Origin of the sequence: Planktothrix prolifica NIVA-CYA 540 (assembly GCF_963864145.1) — a bacterium.
Taxonomy (GTDB): domain Bacteria; phylum Cyanobacteriota; class Cyanobacteriia; order Cyanobacteriales; family Microcoleaceae; genus Planktothrix; species Planktothrix agardhii.
In genome coordinates, this window is sequence record NZ_CAWLTW010000001.1 from 1,915,688 (window position 1) to 1,938,006 (window position 22,319).

General features: G+C 36.9%; 15 protein-coding genes, 1 tRNA gene and 1 CRISPR repeat array. Of the genes, 10 read left to right on the forward strand and 6 right to left on the reverse strand.

Features of this window, described 5'->3' with window-relative positions:
- Positions 1-113: 113 nt before the first annotated feature.
- The 5 genes from AC559H_RS08850 to AC559H_RS08870 all read right to left on the reverse strand — a co-directional run bounded on the left by AC559H_RS08850 (position 114) and on the right by AC559H_RS08870 (position 9,484).
- The gene (locus AC559H_RS08850; RefSeq protein WP_026794339.1) at positions 114-3,194 is read right to left on the reverse strand and encodes a type ISP restriction/modification enzyme; all 3,081 of its coding nucleotides are present in this window, start codon (positions 3,192-3,194) and stop codon (positions 114-116) included.
- A gap of 226 nt (positions 3,195-3,420) precedes the next feature.
- Positions 3,421-5,652, reverse strand: a complete 2,232-nt coding sequence (locus tag AC559H_RS08855) for a hypothetical protein (protein ID WP_026794340.1) — start codon at positions 5,650-5,652, stop codon at positions 3,421-3,423.
- Between the two features lie 155 nt (positions 5,653-5,807).
- Positions 5,808-7,685, reverse strand: a complete 1,878-nt coding sequence (locus AC559H_RS08860; protein WP_026794341.1) for a GtrA family protein — start codon at positions 7,683-7,685, stop codon at positions 5,808-5,810.
- Positions 7,686-7,730: 45 nt separating this feature from the next.
- Positions 7,731-8,714: a hypothetical protein gene (locus tag AC559H_RS08865; protein WP_052349587.1), complete on the reverse strand. Its 984-nt coding sequence runs from the start codon at positions 8,712-8,714 to the stop codon at positions 7,731-7,733.
- 146 nt (positions 8,715-8,860) lie between these two features.
- A complete protein-coding gene (locus tag AC559H_RS08870) occupies positions 8,861-9,484 on the reverse strand; it encodes a hypothetical protein (RefSeq protein WP_040957842.1) in 624 nt (207 codons plus the stop codon).
- Positions 9,485-9,738: 254 nt separating this feature from the next.
- Between AC559H_RS08870 and glmM the strand changes: the two genes are divergently transcribed.
- From glmM to AC559H_RS08905, 7 genes are all read left to right on the forward strand, one after another.
- Positions 9,739-11,214: a phosphoglucosamine mutase gene (glmM, locus tag AC559H_RS08875; protein ID WP_026798484.1), complete on the forward strand. Its 1,476-nt coding sequence runs from the start codon at positions 9,739-9,741 to the stop codon at positions 11,212-11,214.
- Between the two features lie 145 nt (positions 11,215-11,359).
- Positions 11,360-12,976 (forward strand): hormogonium polysaccharide biosynthesis protein HpsL, encoded by a 1,617-nt coding sequence (gene hpsL, locus AC559H_RS08880; RefSeq protein ID WP_026794343.1) that lies wholly within the window; start codon positions 11,360-11,362, stop codon positions 12,974-12,976.
- Positions 12,977-12,992: 16 nt separating this feature from the next.
- Complete coding sequence (locus tag AC559H_RS08885) at positions 12,993-14,102, forward strand: acyltransferase family protein (protein ID WP_026789127.1); 1,110 nt, start codon at positions 12,993-12,995, stop codon at positions 14,100-14,102.
- 35 nt (positions 14,103-14,137) lie between these two features.
- Positions 14,138-15,124 (forward strand): hormogonium polysaccharide biosynthesis glycosyltransferase HpsN, encoded by a 987-nt coding sequence (gene hpsN / locus AC559H_RS08890; RefSeq protein ID WP_026794344.1) that lies wholly within the window; start codon positions 14,138-14,140, stop codon positions 15,122-15,124.
- A 250-nt stretch (positions 15,125-15,374) separates the two neighbouring features.
- A complete protein-coding gene (hpsO, locus tag AC559H_RS08895) occupies positions 15,375-16,547 on the forward strand; it encodes a hormogonium polysaccharide biosynthesis glycosyltransferase HpsO (RefSeq protein WP_026794345.1) in 1,173 nt (390 codons plus the stop codon).
- A 70-nt stretch (positions 16,548-16,617) separates the two neighbouring features.
- Complete coding sequence (locus tag AC559H_RS08900; protein ID WP_462138035.1) at positions 16,618-16,737, forward strand: CRISPR-associated endonuclease Cas2; 120 nt, start codon at positions 16,618-16,620, stop codon at positions 16,735-16,737.
- 187 nt (positions 16,738-16,924) lie between these two features.
- Positions 16,925-18,013: direct repeats of the CRISPR family, unit length 37 nt; unit sequence CTCCCTACTCGTTAGGGAAATTAATTGATTGGAAACT.
- Positions 18,014-18,273: 260 nt separating this feature from the next.
- A tRNA-Val gene (locus AC559H_RS08905) sits at positions 18,274-18,347 on the forward strand.
- 53 nt (positions 18,348-18,400) lie between these two features.
- Here AC559H_RS08905 and AC559H_RS08910 read toward each other — a convergent pair.
- A complete protein-coding gene (locus tag AC559H_RS08910) occupies positions 18,401-19,045 on the reverse strand; it encodes an N-acetyltransferase (protein WP_026794346.1) in 645 nt (214 codons plus the stop codon).
- Positions 19,046-19,502: 457 nt separating this feature from the next.
- On the opposite strand from AC559H_RS08910, the gene AC559H_RS08915 reads away from it, so the two are divergent.
- From AC559H_RS08915 to AC559H_RS08925, 3 genes are all read left to right on the forward strand, one after another.
- Positions 19,503-20,684, forward strand: coding sequence for an RtcB family protein (locus tag AC559H_RS08915; protein ID WP_026794347.1), 1,182 nt, complete (start codon positions 19,503-19,505; stop codon positions 20,682-20,684).
- A gap of 93 nt (positions 20,685-20,777) precedes the next feature.
- Positions 20,778-21,830, forward strand: coding sequence for an SAM hydrolase/SAM-dependent halogenase family protein (locus AC559H_RS08920; protein ID WP_026794348.1), 1,053 nt, complete (start codon positions 20,778-20,780; stop codon positions 21,828-21,830).
- Between the two features lie 139 nt (positions 21,831-21,969).
- Complete coding sequence (locus AC559H_RS08925; RefSeq protein ID WP_026789122.1) at positions 21,970-22,275, forward strand: YkvA family protein; 306 nt, start codon at positions 21,970-21,972, stop codon at positions 22,273-22,275.
- Positions 22,276-22,319: the final 44 nt, after the last annotated feature.

Genomic DNA, 22,319 nt, shown 5'->3' on the forward strand with positions numbered 1-22,319 from the left:
TCTCTTTTACTTCTCCTAAAAACTCTACCTAAGCCCAGGTTTTTGTTCCTCGTAATAAGCGGTGGAATCAATTAAAAATAATAAAAGTAGTAAGCCCTTTAGGGCTTTCTCCATCAAACTAATCCCAAATCGGGCAAACTATCAACAATTTTAACGGTTTCTAAACTAACGGTGATCACTTGACCAATTAACCTAACAATATATTGTTCATCATCTAAACGGTTAGGATCATTGACAATTCCACTACGTTTATCGGTTTTAATTTGATATTGATCAATCACCCAATCTAATGCGGAACGATTTCCTAAACGATATTGAAATACTTCAGGAGGAATACCGCTTAAGGTGAGAAACTCATTATAAATTATTTGGGTTTTGTCTTTACTAAGTTTCATTTTTTCCACTCGCCAGTCTAAGGGAACTTGATCATTTTCAATAAATTTAAGCGGATATTCGGGTTGTTGTTCATAGTTAAGATGCAGGTCTGCTAATTGTTTTCCAGCATTAGCAAAACCGTGAAAATCTGGCGCGTAGGGAATGCGAGGAAGTTCCCGTTTGAGGTTGGCGGCGTAGCGTTCTCGATAGGTGGGATGATGCAAAAGGCTATAGGTATAATAGAAGATATCCCATTTTGTAATAGTCGGATCTTGGTAATAGTTTCGGAATTGTTCAAATGACCAGTCGGTAATATTTTCTTTTCGGTTTGTTCCGTCTTCGTCGTAGCTATAGAAGGGGAAACATTGACCAGGACGACCACCGACATCAAGAGATGGAATAAAATTCGTTATTTGTACTAAAAAAGGAATTTGTGAATGATTAGTTACAGCAATAACTCGATTTTCTTTTTCATTATCAGGTGTAGGGAATATATAGGGAAATTTACCTCTGCGATGATTTAAAATATCATCGAAATATAAAAACTCTAAACAATAAGGACGATATAGCGAATTTCTGATTTTTTCTGGTGCAAATTTTCCTTTTAAATTTGCTTTTAGAGATTCTTTTAAATGACTACTCCACTTAACTTTAGTATCGTCATATTCAACAAATTCATCTACTGTATCATTGGGTTGTCTTTGCTGCCATAGTTCAGCTTGATGATTATAGTTTTTCATCAAGGATGTTACATTTTTGATTAATTCATTGGTTTGGTAATTAAATACCCATGCGTCCCGTGACGTTTGTACTCCTATACTATACATTTTAAAAATAGCTGAATCATGATCAAATTTATTTTTTGTTTCTTTATTGCAAATAGGGATAAATGTCTCAAAATCATCTTGTAAACCTTCAGTTAACCAAGTATATTTTTTATCAGGTTCAATCATTTTCCATTTCACAACATCCCATTTTTGACATTGGTTTAAATAGCTGTATTTTTCTTCTTTTCTCCACAACTCATCAACGGTTGCATAATAAATTTTTCCAGGTTCTGATCGGTTGTTTTTTTTACGAATTAATAAATTAATACTAACTCCAACTTGAATTCCAAAAACATTATGCGTTGTGCCTGAAAGTTTAGGATTTTTCCTAACATTTCCCCCTAAATCTAAAATATAAATTGCATCAAAATCTTTTTGTAAATTACATCGCATTCCATCAAAAGGAATATCATTAATAAAACTATTATTCGTAACTAAAGCAATAATTCCCTCATCTCCTATTCTATCCGAAGCCCAACGAAACGCTTTAACATAAGGATCAGAAAGAGCATTTTTATTCGTTGCTTTTGAATCTTTAGAATAAGTTGCAGCAACTCGATCATCAATTCCGGTTTTATCTTTATTCGTATATTTTAGATTTTTATTATTATCATTTTCATTAACTTGAGCCATATTATAAGGAGGATTTCCAATAATTACAAAAATCGGTGAACTTCTTTGACGTTGAACCCTGGCGGTATTTTCAGGGGTAAATAAAGATAACTGTTGCACCTGTTGGTCAGAAAAAGTATCAACTAAACAAATGCCTTCAAAAGCTTTATAACTTCCCGTAGCTTCAAAATATTGATGCTCAATATTCATCGAAGCAATATAATAAGGTAATAACATCACCTCATTGCAGTGTAATTCCTGTTCATATTTATAGGGAAGGGCAGTTTTTTTAATTTCCTGTATTACCCGTAAAATAAAATTACCCGTCCCCACAAATGGGTCAAGAATATGCACTCCTTTGTCATTTAAGGACTTCCCAAACTCTTTTTGTAAGATATCCTCAACACTTTTTACCATAAAATTAACAATGGGTTGCGGTGTGTAAACAATTCCGTGAGTATCCGCAACTTTAACCGCAAACCCTTGAAAGAATTTCTCATAAACCGTATTCAGAAAATGCTGTTTATCGCTAAATTCATCAATAGTTTGAGCCGCATCTTCCAAAGCGCGGTAAAAATAATCAACTTCCCCTAAAAAATGATCTCGACTAAAAGATTTAGAAGTTAATGCTTGAATTACCTTTTCAATTTCCACCGCAATAATATTGCGACGGGTGAAATCAGGATTATTAAAAATTTGTCTAAAAATTCGTTCTGTCAGCAGATGTTGGATTAACATTTCTTCCACCGCAGCTTCAGAAAGATTCGGGTTAATTGCTTGACGGCAAATTTCCGTAAATTCACTAAACGCTTGAATAAATTTCGGGTTAATTTTGCGTTGGGTTTCGATTAAATCAATCAATTTACCCGATAAATCTTTAACCCGGCCACCAAATTCTGCCGCCGCTATTTCCCATTGGGCAATTTCCGGGGTGCGATATTCAAAAAATAACTTTAACGTCTCAACTAAAATCTGCGGTTTTGTGATATCTTGATCACAGATTTGTTTTCCTCCTTGCCATAAAATTACTCGTTCAGGAGATTGAAAAATAATATTTTCTTTAGGATAACCTAACGCAAATTTTTGTTTAACTTCGCGCTCTAATTTATCTTGACTATCTTTCGCTTCCCAAACGCCATATCTAATACTTCCATCCCGAACTAAAGCACCATCAACCCGAATGCGTTTACCTGTGGCTAATTTAATTTCTTTTTCAGGAATTAAGGTTAACTCAAATTGTGGACAACAGGCTTTTAAGAGGTCTGCAAAGGCGTCTTTAACCGCTAATTCGTGGGAAACTCCCAATTTTGCAAACTGTTGTAAAGCGTCATAATAAGCTCTAATGGGTTTATGGGTGGGTTTCAGGTTTAGGGTCGCCATAGGAAACAATCTTTCAGATTTTCTCTGTTAATTATGTCATATTAAACTCAATAAAATGTTTAATTTAATAAAAATTATTTTATTGAGTAAGAGTGCGCTGAAGCGCAACAACTTATTTCCTGGGGGTAAAATTGCCGTAGTAAGCTCTTCATGGCTTTCTCCATTAAGGTAATCCCAAATTAATAAAAATTATTTGAAAGAGTGCGCTCAAGCGCAACAACGGGGGTTAGGAGAGAATTTCTAAATTGAAACCTTTTCCAATTTGAGTAAGTTGATTTTTTTTAGAGTCATAACTCCAGACTTTCATTTGATTATTTCCTGGGGGTAAAATTGCTGTTGGAACTCGAATTATCCAGCCGGATTTTTCATATTTAGGATTAGATAAAACTTGGACTACATCGGGTCTAGGAATATTAACTTGACCAACAGCAATCAGTTGATTTTTTTTCCCTAAACTTAAATAAACTGCATCCGCAGGTTGGGAAGATTCAGGAAGAATTGACCAACCACCAATGGATAAATTATCACTTTGATGAATAGGTTGGGTAGGAAGGGATTCTATATTACCATTTAAAGATTGAGTTTGAGTTAATTTTAATGGTTGATTATTACGTTTCCAAAACCAATGGGATTCAACGGTTTTATAGGGTCGATAGGTGGTTAAAACATTCTGATAAATTAAAGACGCAGATTCGGATTTTAAAATCTCATCCCAAGGATTTTGATACCAGATTTCATTGGTTAATAATAAAATATTGGGTTTGGTTTCATTCAGTTGTTGAATTACTTGCTGTTGAGCAACCGTAGGTTTAGCATAGAGAACATAACCATATTTGGAACAGGATGGTTTATCAAATAAATAATACCATAATCCTTCGGAGGTTAAGGTGAAAAAGCAAGATTGTTGCTCGATTTCGGGTTTAAGAGTGTTCCATGCTTCTAAATAATCTGGTTTTAAAAGTTTGGAGTCGGGAGTGGATAAAAATGTAGGGAGTTGAGTTATTTTTTCCATCCCTCTAACTAAATTAAAACCGGGTTCTGATAAAATAATTACAATCAAGAGAAGAACGGTTAAACTTTGTTGAATTGGAGTTATATTAAGTTGGGATAATTGCGGTTCTATTTGATGTTTATATCCCAGATAAATTAGGTAAATAACTAAAAATGTGGTAATTAATGCGCCATGATAGGCGTGTCCGATATCACTTCTATCAAGGGTAATTCTCATGTAAACGGATGCAGGAGTTAAGAGTAGAATAATTAGAGTATTTTTTTGAACAAAGGGACGGAGTTTTAATTCTTGATTTTTAAAGTCTAAAATTAGATAAACTAAAACCGCACTTTGAAAAAACATTGATAACCAAAAGGTTTGGGAAGTCCAGCTTAATTCTAAGGGGGGAAGGGGAATAAAAGAAATATAGCGTCCATATTTTCCCCAATATAGAACTTGAGAGATAATGGCATTAATTTGTTCAAAACCCAGGAATATTATACTAATAATAGTAACAGAAATAATACCAATTAACGTTCCTCTAAGCCAAATAATTGTGGTTTTTTTATCAAGAAATAATGATAGAATAGAAGCACAAAGATAAACGGCAATAAAATAAATAGCTCGGTCATAGATATAGAAAAAACTACTGGGAATTGAAGCTCCAATTAACACCGATAACCATTGGGCTTGCTTGGGTTGACTTTCCGCTATTCTAAAAAATCGTAAGGTTAAAGCTAATTGAATAATGAAACTGGTTCCCCTGCGTCCATCGAATTTATAGAAAATTCCATCAAAAACACAAAAAATAATACAAGAAATTAAGAATATTTTTAATCTATTTTTATTGATTTCTGCCAGATTAATTAATTCCCATAATATCCAAAAATAGCCTACACAGGTAATTACATTTTCTAGGTTTACGAATAACCGAGTTAAAGCAATTCCATTATTTTGAGTAGCAATATTTTTAGCTAACCAACTTGGAAGCACATCAACACCATACCCATGAATTAAAACGGTATCAATAAAGGGTTGTTTGAGTTGTATAAAGTTAGGTAAAAATCCTAAAAATTCCCCTTCATGGAAAGAATCAATTAAGGTTGAATTAATTCTAAATTGGTTAAAGGGAGTATTAATTAACCAAGTTAGTAATAGAATAGAACTAATTACTATCCAAGTATAACGATGGTTAATAACCCTTAAAATTATTCTCAGGGGTTTTTGATTTAGGTTTAAAACCAGAGTCGCAATTAACGGGGGAGTTAGGAGTAAAATAATATATTTGAGATAGTCTGTATAGGGACTAATATTATTAATACTGGCTAAAGAAATTACCCCAGTTTGATTATTTCCAAAGGGAATTTTAATCGAATTAACGAAAGGAATCAGAATCAACCAAGTGGCTAAAGTTATCACAAAAATAGTGGTTAAATTCACTTTAGCCTGTTGTTTTTGTTCAGACATTTTTAAGAAGGGAACAGGGAACAGAGAACAGGGAACAGGTAGGAAAAGTTGAATATTTTATCGTAGGGGTTGGGTCTCCCAACCCTCTTTGCGCCTGGGTTTGGAAACCAAACCCCTACAGGTTTTTATCACAAATCCTACACGGATTGCTATAGTTAAGATTGCAGTTCAGAAACTTGATTATTTGATTGATTTGAGGATGAGAAGGAATACAACTTATGTCCGGTAAAACTAATCGTGGCGACACAAGCAGCACTGGCTAAACGAGATATAGTTGGATGCCATCCCAATTCATTAATTAACAGTTGTAATAACCCTAAATTGGCTAACAAACTGTTTAAAGCAACCGTCGCAAACACGCCATATTGAACAAACCAGTTTTTCCAATAAATTCCAAATACAAAGCGACGACTGAGCCAAAAGTTGGTACTTAATCCGATAAAATAACTAATTCCTAATGCAAAAACATACCATAATCCTGAATGAATGAGAATAGAAAAAATCAGAACATCGACAATAGTAGCCGCGCCACCCGTGAATAAATAACCGCCAAATTCTCGTAAGGTTTTTAAGGTTTGGCGACGTCGGGATAGACGAGTATTTGTGGCTGCGGTTGTGGCGGCTTCTGCGTGAGCTTCTTCCACATATTCGCTATCACTATTAACATTCCAGAGGTTATGTTTCCCAGGAGTTAGAACGTTCTCCGCCGCAAAAATTCCCATTAATAAACTATGGTCTTGATTATTATACTTAAATGCACCATAACGTCCGACTAATTGCAAGTTTTGGAAGGTTTGTAAATAGCCTTGAATTTCCGATAAAGCAGCTTGATAATTTCCTGCATAGATAGGATAAGTTCGGGGTAAACGAACAATAAATCCATCGGAAACCGCTTGATTTTTTAATAACCCAATTTTGCGTAGGTCTTTTTCAGCTAATATTCTCAATTCATCTTCTGGACATTGCCATAAATCATCGCCAAAATTGCACCAATATTCACAACAAAGGGGAGTTTGTTCAGTATTAGCTAACATTTCTGGCGACCAGTTGGCGAAATTTGTCACCCGTCCAACTTCAACTCTGGGGTCATTAATATATAACCAATTATCGGGAAAAAGATTGCCACCTTCTACAATTAAATAGACTAAAATTGTATTTCTAAATTTCAGAGACTTAGCAGCATCTATAACTTTTTCAGGGGGAGAAGATTGCAATTGTTGAACAAAATGGGTCAAAGGAATAGAAGAAATTAATCCCCCACAAGCCACGGTATTTTCCGCTTTTGTAATGCGGTTTCTCAGGGTGATATGGGAAACTTGAGAATTGTGATGATGAACTTGAATAACTTCCGTATTTAATAAAATCGGTTGTTGATGTTGTTGTAAATAGTCGGCGATTTTTTCATAGAGTTGACCCGAACCCAAACGGGGAAATTGAAACTGGTCTATGAGGTTTTTAACTTTCCCATCATTGCCTAAAATAGCGTTTTTAATTGCTTTTGATAACGATAATCCTTTAATTCGTTGGGCGGCCCAGTCGGGACTAATTTCTGTACAAGGAATACCCCATAATTTCTCGGTGTAACCTTCAAAAAATATCTCTGATAATCGTTTGCCAAATTTATTTTCTACCCATTCAGCAAAATTATTAGTTTGGGGTTTAGGAAATAATCTAACAGCTAAATAGGATAGCACAATTCTTAAACTTTCAATTAATCCTAATGCGGATAAAACTTGTTTGGCTTTTAAGGGATAACTAAAATATTTTCCCCCATAATAAATCCGAGTTAAACGATTAACTGTAACTTGTTCATCCCCTAAAACTTCATCCCAAAGTTGCAAAACTGGAGCAATTTTTGTATAAAATCTATGGGGGCCATAATCTAAGATAAAGCCTTGATATTCTATACTTTTGGCTAATCCTCCGACCTGACCATCCCGCTCAACCACAACCACGGACTGACCTTGCTTGGTTAAAGTATAAGCCGCCGCGAGTCCGGCTGGGCCAGCACCTAAAATATAAATTGGTTCCATCACACCTAATATTATCGTTTGATAAATTGTTTCTATAATACAAGATTAATCGGATAATTTAACAAACTCCCCCGACGAATACAATAATAAATCCTGAAAACGGTTAGGATTGTTGAGGGTTAGGGTGTAGCTTTGGGGTTGTACATCACTAACTTGATAGTCTTTAGTGACTAATGTATTTTTGGGGGTGGGAAAAAATAGGGTTTGGGGATTGGATAATTGAAATTGATATTGATTCGGTTTTAGGGTATTAATAGTAATTTTATCGGTGGGTTCTCGTAGGGTATTCATTATTACCAATAAAATATTGTTGGTATAAAATCTCACGGTTTCAAAGGGTTTATCCGTTGATTTCTGCTCAAATTGAACGTTAAAACGATTATCAAGGTCAAAAAGATGGAGTCCTTGAATTAATCCGGTTCTGTATAGATAAGCTCCTCTAAAGTTATCAGGAACACTGGTAATAATCGGGGATTCTATGGGTGTTTTTTGCATACTGGTTAATAAACTTTGGGAGAGTTCTCCAGCGAATTTCCAGTTTTGGTTAACTGAATGCAGGGATAATCCTAAACTAACTAATATAATTGAGGATAGGATTAAACAGAGTTGAAAATTACTGACCAAAATTGTGATAATTAATGCTATATAAATAGACATAAAACTTGAAGCCCAATATAAATAACGTTCTCCTTGACTATCAAAGGGAGAGACGGAAACATTAATCGCGGGTAACACACAAATCCAAAATCCTACAATAATTAAAAGTAAGGTTTGAGGAATTTGAGATTTTAGTTGATGTTTATAATAACTTAAAATTAGAGCAAATATGGATATTAAAACTAAGCCAATAAATGCTAAAATCCAGAATGTCAAACCAGAGTTGAATTGTCCAGTTAAAACGCTTCGTGTTGGATAAATAATTAAGTTATATAAAATTTGTATAGGATTAAATTTAAGATGAATGCCTTCTCCATAACCTCCAACTAAGGTTCCTAATTTTAGATATCGCCAAACAAAATAAAATCCCAAAACTGCTATATATAGTAAACAATTAATTAAAGGTTTTTTGATGGTTTTGGGCTTTGCTTGCGAATATTGATAGAGTTCATAGGCTATAATTAAACCTGGAAAACTAACAATAGATTCTTTACATAATAAGGCGGCTAAAAAAGCAGTTAAGGAGATAAGGGTTTTACCCCCCTAACCCCCCCTTGGTAATGGGGGGAATTGGAAGGAGTTTTAGTTCCTGGTTGGTAAGGGGGGGAACTGGAAGGAGTCAGGTTAGGATAATTAATTGGTATTAAATAGATGGAAAAGGATAGTAAGGCGAAAAAAGTGGCGATAACGTCTGTTCGGGCGGAAATCCAAGAAACGGCTTCGGAATGGGAAGGTAATAATAGAAAAATAAATCCAGCAAAATAGGGAATAAACCGTTTTAATTTTAAATCTAATCTTAAATTTAAACTGAATAAAAATGCTATACTTCCCACTAAAAAAGAATTAGCTAAATGAAAGCCAAAATTTGTCAAATGATAGCCAAAATGATTCAAACCCCAGATTTTATAGTCTAAAAAACTAATTAATCCCAATAGAGGCCGAAAAAATAACGATTGACCATGTTGTTGATTAAACCATAACCCAAAAGGCCCTAATTTTGACAATAGCGCAATTAAAACAAAATCATCCGAGAGAAAAAAACTATTCAGGATATTAGAATAAGCAATAAATCCAGTTAGGGCAATAATTACGATTAAAATAATTGAATAAAAAGATATTTTTGGAAAAGATTTTATTTTCATTACCGTGTTAAAATTTAGATAACCCGATGCAAAGTAAGTTTTTTAAGTATCTTGTTTTGGAGCCATCCTGTCAAGGGATTGATTTTCCATAATTGATTTAAACTTAAAAAAATAGACCTAGAACGGGTAATATAAAATCAGTCAATTTTCACCCTCGTAATTTACATCACCTTGGTCAAGATATTTGACCTATGTTCCCGACGTGCTATGCTCCACATTGAGTGTGTGAATATATATTAAGAGGAGTGAATTTTATGGTCGCAACACCCGCTCGGACTCAGAACTTTAGTTCCCCGCAAAAAGAAGCTAACACCGCCCAACCTCGAACCATATCCCATTTCGGCTTTATTGATCAAGTTGGGGAACTCCCCACTACCCCCCTATTTGGAACCGATGGTATCCGGGGACGGGTGGGCGGACTCCTGAATGCGCCTCTGGCTTTACAAGTGGGGTTCTGGGCGGGCCAAGTTCTCCGACAGCAAGCCCACCATCCTGGCCCAGTCATATTAGGCCAAGATACCCGTACCTCCGGCAATATGTTAGCCATGGCCCTCTCCGCCGGATTAATTGCTGCGGGGTTGGAAGTTTGGCATATTGGGGTCTGTCCCACCCCTGGAGTTTCCTATTTAACCCTAACCTCCGAGGCTATTGGTGGAGTGATGATTTCCGCCAGCCACAACCCCCCGGAAGACAACGGAATTAAGTTTTTTGGAAAAGATGGTACAAAATTATCCACCGCCTTACAAGGGCAAATAGAGGCGGGAATTAGAGGAAATTCCGATTTTCCGATTGTTTATAGCGACTGTGGCCAACACTATTATCGGCCAGAACTGATTAGAAATTATGCCCAATCTCTGCATAGGCCATTACTCCCAGTCACGAATTTACAAGGGATGCGGGTGGTTTTAGATTTGGCATGGGGGGCGGCAGTTCCCTTGGCGGCCCAAGTCTTTACAGAAATGGGGGCGGAGGTGATTTGTCTCCATGATCAACCCAATGGCCATCAAATCAATGTAAATTGTGGTTCTACCCATCTACAAGCCCTACAACAGACGGTTTTGGAACACAATGCCGATCTCGGATTTGCCTTTGATGGGGATGCAGATCGGGTTTTGGCCGTCGATGGCCAAGGTCGGACGGTAGACGGGGATTATATTCTATATTTTTGGGGCCAAACCCTCAGCAAAGCGGGACAATTACCGGAAAATTTAATTATTTCAACGGTAATGGCCAATCTGGGTTTTGAACGGGCTTGGAAACAGTTCGGGGGTAAAATGATTCGGACTCCCGTAGGCGACCAGCACGTTCACGCGGAAATGAAACGGACGGGGGCGATGTTAGGGGGTGAACAGTCGGGACATATTCTCTGTCACCATTATGGAATTAGTGGGGATGGGTTAATGACGGCCTTACATTTGGCCACATTAGTTAAAAGTTCCGGTCAGTCTTTAGCAGAATTAGTTAATAATAGTTTTCAAACCTATCCCCAACTGTTAAAAAATATCCGGGTTGAGGACGTTCATAAACGGCGCAATTGGAAACACTGTGAACCTATTGTTAAAGCTATTGAAACCGCAGAAAAAGCCATGGGAGATCGGGGTCGAATTTTAGTTAGGGCGTCGGGAACAGAACCTTTAATTCGGGTAATGGTAGAAGCTGAAGGTGCTGATTTAGCTGACTATTGGGCAGAACAGTTAGTATCAGTAGTTCAGCAATATTTAGCCGTTTAACAGTTGATATTATTTTAAATAAATGATTTATCGCTGGCGAGAAAAGGTTCAATTGAATCCCTATCTCCCAGCGATTTATTTATCTTTTTTTTAACAGCCCCTTAAAACTTGATCTATAATGGGGCTAAATTCACGCCCTGTTCCCATGGTTACAAAAGCTAAAAAAAAGCGAAAAACCACTAAAAAAAAGTCGAAATCTAAGAAACCAACTTTAAGTAAAACAGAAATAAAACTTCGCCAAAAGCAACGGTCAAAAGCGATTAAGAAAGTTATATCTTCATCGTCAGGAATTATTGCTGCTGCTGCCGTTATTGGCGCGATTTTATTTGTTGTTGCTGGCCCGAAATTAGCGATCGCCGGGGGAGGAGGAATTTTAATTGTAGGCCTATCCTATCTTTACCCTGACATGGCATTATGGGGGTTTTTAATTTATTTACCATTTAGTGGCACAGTCACCTACTGGATTGGTGGCGGCAGCCCGATTTTTCAACTAGCTAAAGATGGCTTTTATTTTCCCGCCTTATTTGCCAAATATAAGGAATGGAAAAGCAAGCGAATGCCGATGATTGTTCCCAAAGCATTAAAGCAACCTTTGATGGTACTTCTCGCCATTTGTGGTTTAACTTTATTATTAGTAAATGGATTACAACAACTAAAACCCGAAGGTGGCGACAAACCGATTTTACTCGGACTAATGGGGTTAAAATCATTTATTGGATACCTGCCCTTAATTACCTGTGCCTACTATCAAATTAAAGGCAAAAAAGAACTATTATTTTTAACTCGTTTAACCCTGGTTTTAGCCATAATTTGTTGTGTTTTAGGAGTCATTCAATATCAAATGCTGGCCAGTGGCCGTTGCAAAGGAACCGATCATTTAGTCGGAGATGATTTATTCAAAGCCACTCTGGATGCTAAATGTTTAGTGGGCGGGTCTTTAGTTTTTAGTCCCTCTCAAAATATGATTCGTTTACCCGGAACCTTTGTCGCACCTTGGCAATGGGCTTGGTTTTTAATTGCTAATGCCTTTTTTACCTTTGCGAGTGCTTTTAGTGACCCTTCTCCCCTCTGGCGAATGACAGGTTTAGTCGGAATGGCACTGGTATTTGTAAATGCTGTAATTTCCGGTCAACGAATTGCCTTAGCGTTGGTTCCAGTCGTGACAATTATTCTATTAGTTTTAACTGGACAAGTTGCCAACTTAAAACGATTTCTTCCCATCCTCGCCGGACTTGGTTTAATATTAGGAATTGCAATGGCAGCCAGCCCGGCATTTTTACAAGAACGAGTCGATAGCTTTGTCGGTCGTTGGAATGCTTCCCCCCCCAGCGATTTCATCTCAGAACAGTTTGGACAAAGTAGCGGAGGGCAAAAAGGGATTTTAGGAAAAGGAGTGGGACGAGCCACAAATGCCGCTCGGATTTTTGGGAAAACCGCTTTAATTGAAACCTACTATCCCAAACTAATTTTTGAAATTGGGCCAATTGGAGTCGGAGGTTTTCTCTATTTAGTTACTACCATGGTCGTGATTGGGTTTAAATCCTATCGTTCCGTTAAAGATAAAAATTTACGCAGTTTTGGCGCTAGTTTTTGGGTTTTTGTGTTAATCATTAGCTACAATACCTATTATTACCCCCTAGATGTTGATCCGGTTACGGTTTATTATTGGTATTTTGCCGGGGTACTGTTTAAACTACCCGAAATTGATCGGGAAGAACGCAAAAAATTGATCGAAGCAGGTGAACTAGATCCAGAAATATAAATGAGGATATCTTTTCATGTCTAGTACAGTAAATCCATCTCAAAAACAGCGTTTAGATTGGATTGATCAAACTAAAGGTTTAGCGATTCTAGGAATTATTTTCTTTCACTTTTTTCAGAATTATCCCGACAAACTTCCTTTGGTTTCTATCTTAGGTCGAAATGGCGCAAAAATTGGTTATGCAGCCGTTGATATCTTTTTTATAATGGCAGGATTTAACACCAGCTATATTCTCGCTGCTGCGGCTCAAAAGTATAATTTACCGGAAATTACCACAAACTGGAAATCTTGGCTCCTGAAACGATTAGATAGAATTTATCCCACTTACTTTTTAGCTGTCGTTTGTAGTTTATTGCTATATTTTATTTTCGGATATCAATACAGGATTAAATCTTCTCTTGAATTTATTCTCAGTTTCCTCGGGTTAGCAGGTTATCAATGGCAATCAATCAACCCGGGATTTTGGTTTTTTACTGTTATTTTACAATTGTATCTGCTCACACCTTTAATTTTTTTAAGTTGTAAAAGTAGACCAAAATTAATTTTAATTCTAGGAATTATTATTGGAATTATTACCAAAATTTTTGGTTTTTATTTGTTAGAAGCTCAATCTAAATGGTTTGGCTTTTTCTTGGGAAATAATATATTTCTAAGTTACTTTTTTCAATATAGCATAGGACTATATTGGGGAATTATTTACTATCGAAATCAAAATCGCTTTAGAACTCATGATTTCACCTATTCAGCCCTCGCCTTTGGCCTAGGATTAATTTTATATATTTATCTAGCCTTGACGAAAGTTGATATTGTTTATATGCTAGGATTTGATATCCTCTTTACTCCCCTAATGTTTTTAGGATGTTACAGGTTGTTTGAATGGTTAAAACAATACAAAGGATATTTATTCTATGGATTAACCCTGTTATCATTAATGGGAATTTATTCTTATCAGATTTATCTGATTCATCAGCCACTTTTCTTTGTTATTCTTCCTGTTTTCAATCATTCTCTAAGCATAAATCCCTATCTAAAAATTATAATTTCCATCATCGGAATTAGCATCTTACTCAGTATCTATTTAATAGGATTTATTCATTTAGAAAAATTGATCAGAAAAACAATTTGAAAGAGATTAAAACCTTCATTTTAGAAAAAAAACTTATGAATTTACCGCTAATTTCTGTAATCATTCCCACCTATAACCGTGAACAAGTATTACGGGAAACCTTAGCAGAAGTATTACAACAAACCTATCCAAATTTTGAGATTTTAGTCGTCGATCAAACCCCAACCCATGAACCCGAAACCCAAACCTATTTAGAACAGTTAACCCAAGCTGGAAAAATTAAATGGTATCGTTTAGAATGGGCAAGTTTACCAGGTGCCAGAAATTATGCTGTTCGACGTTCTCAAGGAGATATTCTATTATTTATTGATGATGATGTGCAACTTCCCGAAGGATTTTTAATGGCCCATGCTCGTAATTATATCCCAGGAGAAACCTCCGCACCAGAGAAAATTGGAGCCGTTGCGGGACGAGTTTTTGATCGGATGAAATTAAGTGATTCTGGCGGAGGATTAACCATTGAAAACTTACCTCCCGAAGCTCAAGATCCTGGTATTGCTTGGTATCATCTTGATTTAGTTCATACGATTAAACCCCAACAAGTTATTTCTGCCAGAGGATGTAATATGTCCTTCCGGCGAGAAATTTTTGAACAATTTGGTTTAACCTTTGATGAACGATTTAAAGGTAGTGCAGTGCGAGAAGAATCGGATTTTTGTTTAAGAATAAGACAAACAGGTTATATTATTTGGTATGATCCAGAAGCCCATTTAATTCATCTAGGAGAAGAAGCCGGAGGCTGTCATGATATGAGTACCCGTTCTGTACAATATCAGATTACCTTCTACCATAATCACTTCTTTATGGGGTTAAAAAACCTAACTCCGGGTCAATGTTTCCGCTTTTTTGCTAAACTATTTGATTGTCACGTTTTAGGACATCCTCCCTGCAATAAAAGTGGTTCTCCCCTCAAAATTATTAGTCGTTTATTCTTCTATAAATTAGGCTTAATTAAAGCCCTAGGAACCTGGATCACCTCCCTTTGGGATCAAGGACAAATCTACACCCAACAAGACCCTTAACCCGTTGTTGCGCTTAAGCGCAAATCTTATAAGAGGGGCTAAAGCCCAACAACAGTAAAATGTTTAATAGTTTGTCTGCTTAAGCGCAAATCTTATAAGAGGGGCTAAAGCCCAACAACAGTAAAATGTTTAATAGTTTGTCTGCTTAAGCGCAAATCTTATAAGAGGGGCTAAAGCCCAACAACAAGCCCAACAACAAGCCCAACAACAAGCCCAACAACAATAATAACATTAAAAATGCAAAAAACCTATGAAAATTATAGTAGCCAGCCACACCTATATTGTTGACTTAAACCGAGAAAAATTTAGAGCTTTAGCCCGTTTACAACCCAATATAGAAGTAACAATAGTTGTCCCTAAACGTTGGCGACCCGGAGGAGTTCAAAATAAAATTATTGAATCCCAATATTTAGATGAAGGGAACTTTAAAGTAGTTCCTATTTATAATTTTAGTCAAAATAATCAAGGTTTACTTACCTTTGGTTGGGATTTAGTTTCTCTGCTAAAAACCTTTAAACCCGATATTATTCAAGTGGAACAGGGTTCTAAAGCCCTAACCTATAGTCAATTTATCACCTTAAATCATCTTTTAGGTTTAAAAGCAAAAAACATCTTTTTTACTTGGTGGAATTTGCCTTATGATTTAAAATTTCCCGTTTCTCTCCTAGAAGGATATAACCTCAAATATACCGATGGAATTGTGGTGGGAAATCAAGATGGCAAAGATATTTTATGCGAAAAAGGATATAATAAACCCATTGAAGTTATGCCCCAATTAGGCATTGATGAACAATTATTTAAACCCGAACCTCAACCGGAATTAAAAGCCGAATTAGGGATTAAACCCGATGAATTTGTCGTTGGATTTGTGGGGCGTTTTGTTGAAGAAAAAGGATTAATAACTTTAGCCAAAGCCTTAGCAGGATTAAAAGAATATCCTTGGAAATGGGTATTATTAGGTCGAGGAGAATTGCGATCGCAACTCCTAGAAATAGCCGAAAAATTTGGATTTCAAGATCGATTAATATTAATAGAAAGTGTTCCCCATGATCAAGTACAACGCTATATTAACCTGATGAATACCCTAGTTTTACCATCCGAAACCACCTACAAATTTAAAACCTTAACCGCCGCCGGATGGAAAGAACAATTTGGTCATGTTTTAATCGAAGCCATGGCCTGTCAAGTTCCCGTCATTGGCTCCGACTCCGGTGAAATTCCCCATGTTATTGCAGATACCGGATTAATATTTCCAGAAGGAAATGATCAAGCCTTGCAAAACAGTTTAAAACAGTTAATGACAAATCCAGAATTAGCAAAACAGTTAAGAGAAAAAGGTTATCAAAGAGCCATGACCCAATACACCAATAGGGCACTCGCTCAAGAATTGTTAATTTTTTATCAACAATTACTTGATCGCTGATGTTATTCTATATTATTGCCTATGATATTCCCTGCCATAAACGTCGTCGCAAAGTGGCGAACTTATTGGGGTGAATTTAGCTGAAGATAACCTGCGGTTTTATCCCCTTTCCCGCCATACCTGGGGAAGTGTGGAAACTTGGGGTCAGGGGCCAGAGATTACTGAGTATCCGAGTTCAATAATTATTTGATCTTTTCTGCGAGGCTCAGGTAGAATCGCTGTAATGCTGATTCTGTTGTTGGTAGCCTCGCTATCCCTCTGGGTATGGGTTCTAGGGTTTTGATTAAGGAGTAAAATGTTGTTTCAGCCGATGAAATTTCTGAGCCTCGCAAACCTGATCTGGACAACCGATGACGTATGGGTTTAAAATGGGAGGACTCCCTACTCGTTAGGGAAATTAATTGATTGGAAACGTTCCCACATCGTATCGTAGTCAGTAGAATTAGAATTAACTCCTCCCTACTCGTTAGGGAAATTAATTGATTGGAAACGAGAGCTTGGTTGGCAGAAGCCGAGGCAGGAGTACACTCCCTACTCGTTAGGGAAATTAATTGATTGGAAACTTTGTAGCCCCCAGTTGGTATGTTAAAATTCCGTTGCTCCCTACTCGTTAGGGAAATTAATTGATTGGAAACTTCAGGGCTTTGTAGGCGTTCATCCACTTATTGTTTTTTCTCCCTACTCGTTAGGGAAATTAATTGATTGGAAACTGCGCTTGATTGCGTCTTTTTTTGAACATCCCCATGCTGCTCCCTACTCGTTAGGGAAATTAATTGATTGGAAACTCATCAAGGGGTGAATCTTTCAAGTCCATTTGGTAAGGAACTCCCTACTCGTTAGGGAAATTAATTGATTGGAAACTCATATTCAGGAAAAGCTTCTTGGATAAAACAATCAACGTTTTCTACTCCCTACTCGTTAGGGAAATTAATTGATTGGAAACAAGGGACGCTCTGGCATCACTCAGGATTTTATTCATTTGTGCTTCTCCCTACTCGTTAGGGAAATTAATTGATTGGAAACCCAAAAATAAGGGAGTCAGGAGAATTGATTTGTTTTATCTCCCTACTCGTTAGGGAAATTAATTGATTGGAAACCTTCATTTGTCGTGATTCATTAGACATGATTGATTCCCCTCTCCCTACTCGTTAGGGAAATTAATTGATTGGAAACACCATCATATCCATGACTTTTTTAACGTTTGATAGACCTCCCTACTCGTTAGGGAAATTAATTGATTGGAAACTATTCGCCTTCTGGCAGTTCAGTGGGCTTCACGATTTGCTCCCTACTCGTTAGGGAAATTAATTGATTGGAAACTTGAAGACTTTATGCCAGTTAATTTCAACACCCCAACTCCCTACTCGTTAGGGAAATTAATTGATTGGAAACTGGATTAGGCTGTAGCTTTCCGTCTCAATATCTCCACCTCCCTACTCGTTAGGGAAATTAATTGATTGGAAACTCGTTGAAATAGATGGGGGGGGTGGAGTTTTCTTTCGTCAAAAATTTTCATCAACCCCTTTAATCAATCGCTATTTAACGATTAATTATCCACTTAAATTAGAGCAAATAGACAAACTAAAAACTGGGTTAGATGGCTTTAGACCGTTTTCATATAAGCGACCAGCTAAAACCCATCTGCTCTTGTGATTACCCACGCAGAAAAAAAGATCTGGAAAAAGCTTGCATGATCTGGGTGGTTGTGCTACATTAATAAATTGTCGGACGCATAGCTCAGTTGGTTAGAGCACCACGTTGACATCGTGGGGGTCGGTGGTTCGAGTCCACTTGTGTCCATTAATTTAAAACTCCTCGGATTCCTGCACAGTGTGGATTCTCTCTGTCGAGTGTCAAATCAAAGCAATATTATCCTGAATATCCTCAATCCAATTAAAAATAGGTTGATCGGGATGCAGATGATAAACTTCTATATATAACTCTCTAACTAACTTTTGAATAACCTTTTTTTGGATATTTTCTGAATTATTATTATCAATAATCATCAAGATCATTTCTGTAGTTTTAGTTCCATCTAAAGCAGGAAAAATATAAATAATATCTTGTAATTCTTTTGCACCCAACCGTTTATAAAAAGCAATTCTACGCTGCTTTAATTCTCGATTATCTCCAAAATCAGGATGTTCAACTTCTAAGACTAAGGTTTTTGACTCTTTTTTAACTAAATCTATCAGATAATTTAAAAATTGAGAACCGATTTTAATATTTCTCAAATGGGGGACTGTTGCTAAATAAGCTAATAAGATAAAATTGGAATCAGGAAGGGGATATAAAATTGATATTAAAGCTAATTCTTGTTGAAAATAACCCAACCAGAGTTGAGTTTTTTGAGTTAAAACTCCTTCCCGTATCCAAGGTATCGGAATTTGTTCTGGAGATGGGAATGTTTGTTCATAAAGTGCGATCGCGCTTTCAAAATCGGGGTGATCAAGATGCTGAATTTGCTTAAATTCAATTTGAGAATTAGTTGGGTACATAGGATATTTAGGTTTAACTTAATTCTAGGATTGAATATATTAAGTAGTTGCACAAAATAAATTACCTAGTTGAGAGAGGGAACAGCCCCCCAAACCCCCCGTGCACGGGGGGCTAGGGGGGGAGGGAACAGGGTAGAGGATGTGTAATTAATTTTGTTCAGGTACTTATAGCAGTCGCCAGACCTATTAGGACAAAGAGTGATGCAGCAAAGCTAGACGGTGAAGTCTTTTCCTCCCTGTTCCCTGTTCCCTGTTCCCTGCTATATGACTCCTAGGGGACGGGTTTATAAAAGTTATTGGTGGGAAACGAAAATTATTACAGAACCCGCCCCTACAGAAACCCGGTTTCTAGTTTACTTAACTGAACCCTACCATAAATCCGCACACCTCTTGACAATATACTACAGATGTAATATGATTGATATAAATTGATATTTAGATAGCCCATAAAATCCTTATGCCTTACGAAACGTTAAATCTTTCTAGCCCTAAACCCGTCCTATCTTGGGCGAATCACGATTTAGGTTCAGCAGAAACCAAAATGGCGAAAAACGTCGCTTCTTTGCCCTTTGTCTTCAAGCACGTTGCTTTAATGCCCGATGTTCACTTAGGAAAAGGGGCATTAGTTGGTTCTGTAATTGCGACAAAAGAAGCCATTATTCCGGCGGCTGTGGGGGTTGATATTGGTTGCGGAATGTGTGCGATCAAATTACCGTTTATTGCTGAACAAATGGAGGGAAAACTAAAGAAAATTCGCCAGGAAATTGAAGCCGCAATTCCGGTGGGTTTTGATCAAAATAAACATATTGAAAAAGCCGTCACTAATTGGCAAGGATGGCGAGAATTTAAAGACCTGCATTCCAAGGTTCAAAACTTAGAATCAAAAGCGATTAAACAAATGGGTTCTTTAGGGGGAGGAAATCATTTTATTGAACTGTGTTTAGATGAAGAAAACAACGTTTGGTTAATGTTGCATTCCGGTTCTCGACATATTGGAAATATGTTAGCCCAGAACCATATTGACACAGCAAAAAACCTGGCAAAATTAGCAGAACTCAAACTTCCTGATCCTGATTTAGCTTATTTTGTATCAGGAACTCCCGAATTTGTAGCCTATTGGAATGATTTACAATGGGCGCAACATTACGCCAAATTCAACCGAGATATTATGATGGCACGGTTTAAACGAATTGTAGAAACAGCCGTGGCGGGAGGGAAACCAACTAAAGCCTTATTAGAGGTTAATTGTCATCATAATTATTCTGAAAAAGAAGTACATTTTGGCGAGGAAGTTTATGTGACTCGTAAAGGTGCTGTCCGCGCAGCAGAACAGGATTATGGGATTATTCCTGGTTCCATGGGGGCGAAATCTTTTATTGTGAAAGGGAAGGGAAATCATGATAGTTACTGTAGCTGTTCGCATGGCTCGGGGCGCTTAATGTCTCGAAGTAAAGCTAAAAAAACCTTTACTTTGGATGATTTAATTCAACAAACTGAAGGAGTTGAATGTCGCAAAGATACAGGAATTATTGATGAAATTCCGGGGGCTTATAAATCCATTGATGAAGTTATGAAACAACAATCAGATTTAGTTGAAGTTGTGGCTACTTTGAAACAAATTCTCTGTGTCAAAGGGTAACAATGGAATGGATAATAACTTAATCCTCGTAGGGGCGAGGTCTTCTCGCCCTCTAATATAATTTTTGATTTTTATTAATTAATAATACTAACGATGAAACAAGATCATAAAATTATCACACTGTTAACGGATTTTGGGTTAAAAGATATTTATGTAGCAGTCATGAAAGGGGTGATTTATCAAATTAATCCTAAAATTAATATTATTGATTTAACCCATGATATCCCGCCTCAAAATATTGCTGCGGGGCGATTTAATTTACTGAATGCCTATCCCTATTTTCCTGAAAAAACCGTTCATATTGCGGTGGTTGATCCAGAAGTAGGAACCAAAAGAAGGGCGATCGCAATTCAATTTAATAACAATTATTTGGTGGGGCCAGATAATGGATTATTGACGGGAATATTAGAACCTTTTTTAACTTGTGAAATGGAGGAGATAAATCTCAATAACAATATGGAGGCGATAAATCGCAACAACAATATGGAGGCGATAAATCGCAACAACAATATGGAGGCGATAAATCGCAACAACAATATGGAGGAGATAAATCTCAATAACAATATGGAGGCGATAAATCGCAACAACGTGATTGCAGTTGAATTAAATTATCCTGAATATTGGCGTACTGCTAAACCTAGTACAACCTTTCATGGTCGAGATATTTTTGCTTCGGTTGGGGCGCATTTAGCTTCTGGTGTTCCCCTAGAAAAACTGGGAACTATAATTGATCATAAAACTTTAGTTAGGTTATCTTTACCGCCTTGTCAAGTCCATGATTTAAAAATACAGGGATGTATTCAATATATTGATGGATTTGGAAATTTAGTCACCAATATTCCGGGGGAAGTGGTAGCCAATAAAAATTGGTATGTGGCGATTAGTAAAGAAAAAAATAATAAACGTAAAAAATCGCGGAAAAATAAACACAAGAAATCTAAAAAAAACCTCAATTCCCAACAGCAAATTCTTTCCGGTTCATCCTACCTGATTGGTGCGGGTCAAACCTACGGCGATGTTCCCTTGGGTCACTTTGTCGCCTTAGTGGGTTCCCATGGTTGGGTAGAAATCGGATTAAATGGGGGAAATGCTCAACAAAAATTAAAGGTTGATTGGGGTACAAGGGTACAAACCCTGTTTACCTAGGATAGAACAGTTGAACGTCCAAGGATTACGGAAACAGCAGGGGTGGAACATCCCTACAACCATACAGGGTTTTCTACACTTCTCAATCCCCATAGAATTTGTCATCTTAGATACAGGTAGGCAATATTAGGACTGTAAAATGAAAAATCTGATTCAATCTTTTTATAATTGGTATCGTGTGACGCTACGGAATACAAAATATCGTTGGGTTGTAATTTTAGGAAGTTTAATTTACTTGGTGAGTCCCCTGGATATTTCTCCTGACTTTCTACCGATTGTCGGATGGTTAGATGATGGGATTATTGCTACAATTTTAGTTACCGAAGTATCTCAATTACTGGTTGAAGGGTTAAACCGTCGCAAACAAACCCAGAAGGCGACCGAGGTGAATCCAGTTGATGCAATGGGTCATAATCAAACCGTTGTGGATGTTTCCGTTAGCTAAATAGGGTTGCAATCACTGATCGGATTTCCTGATTATAATATAAA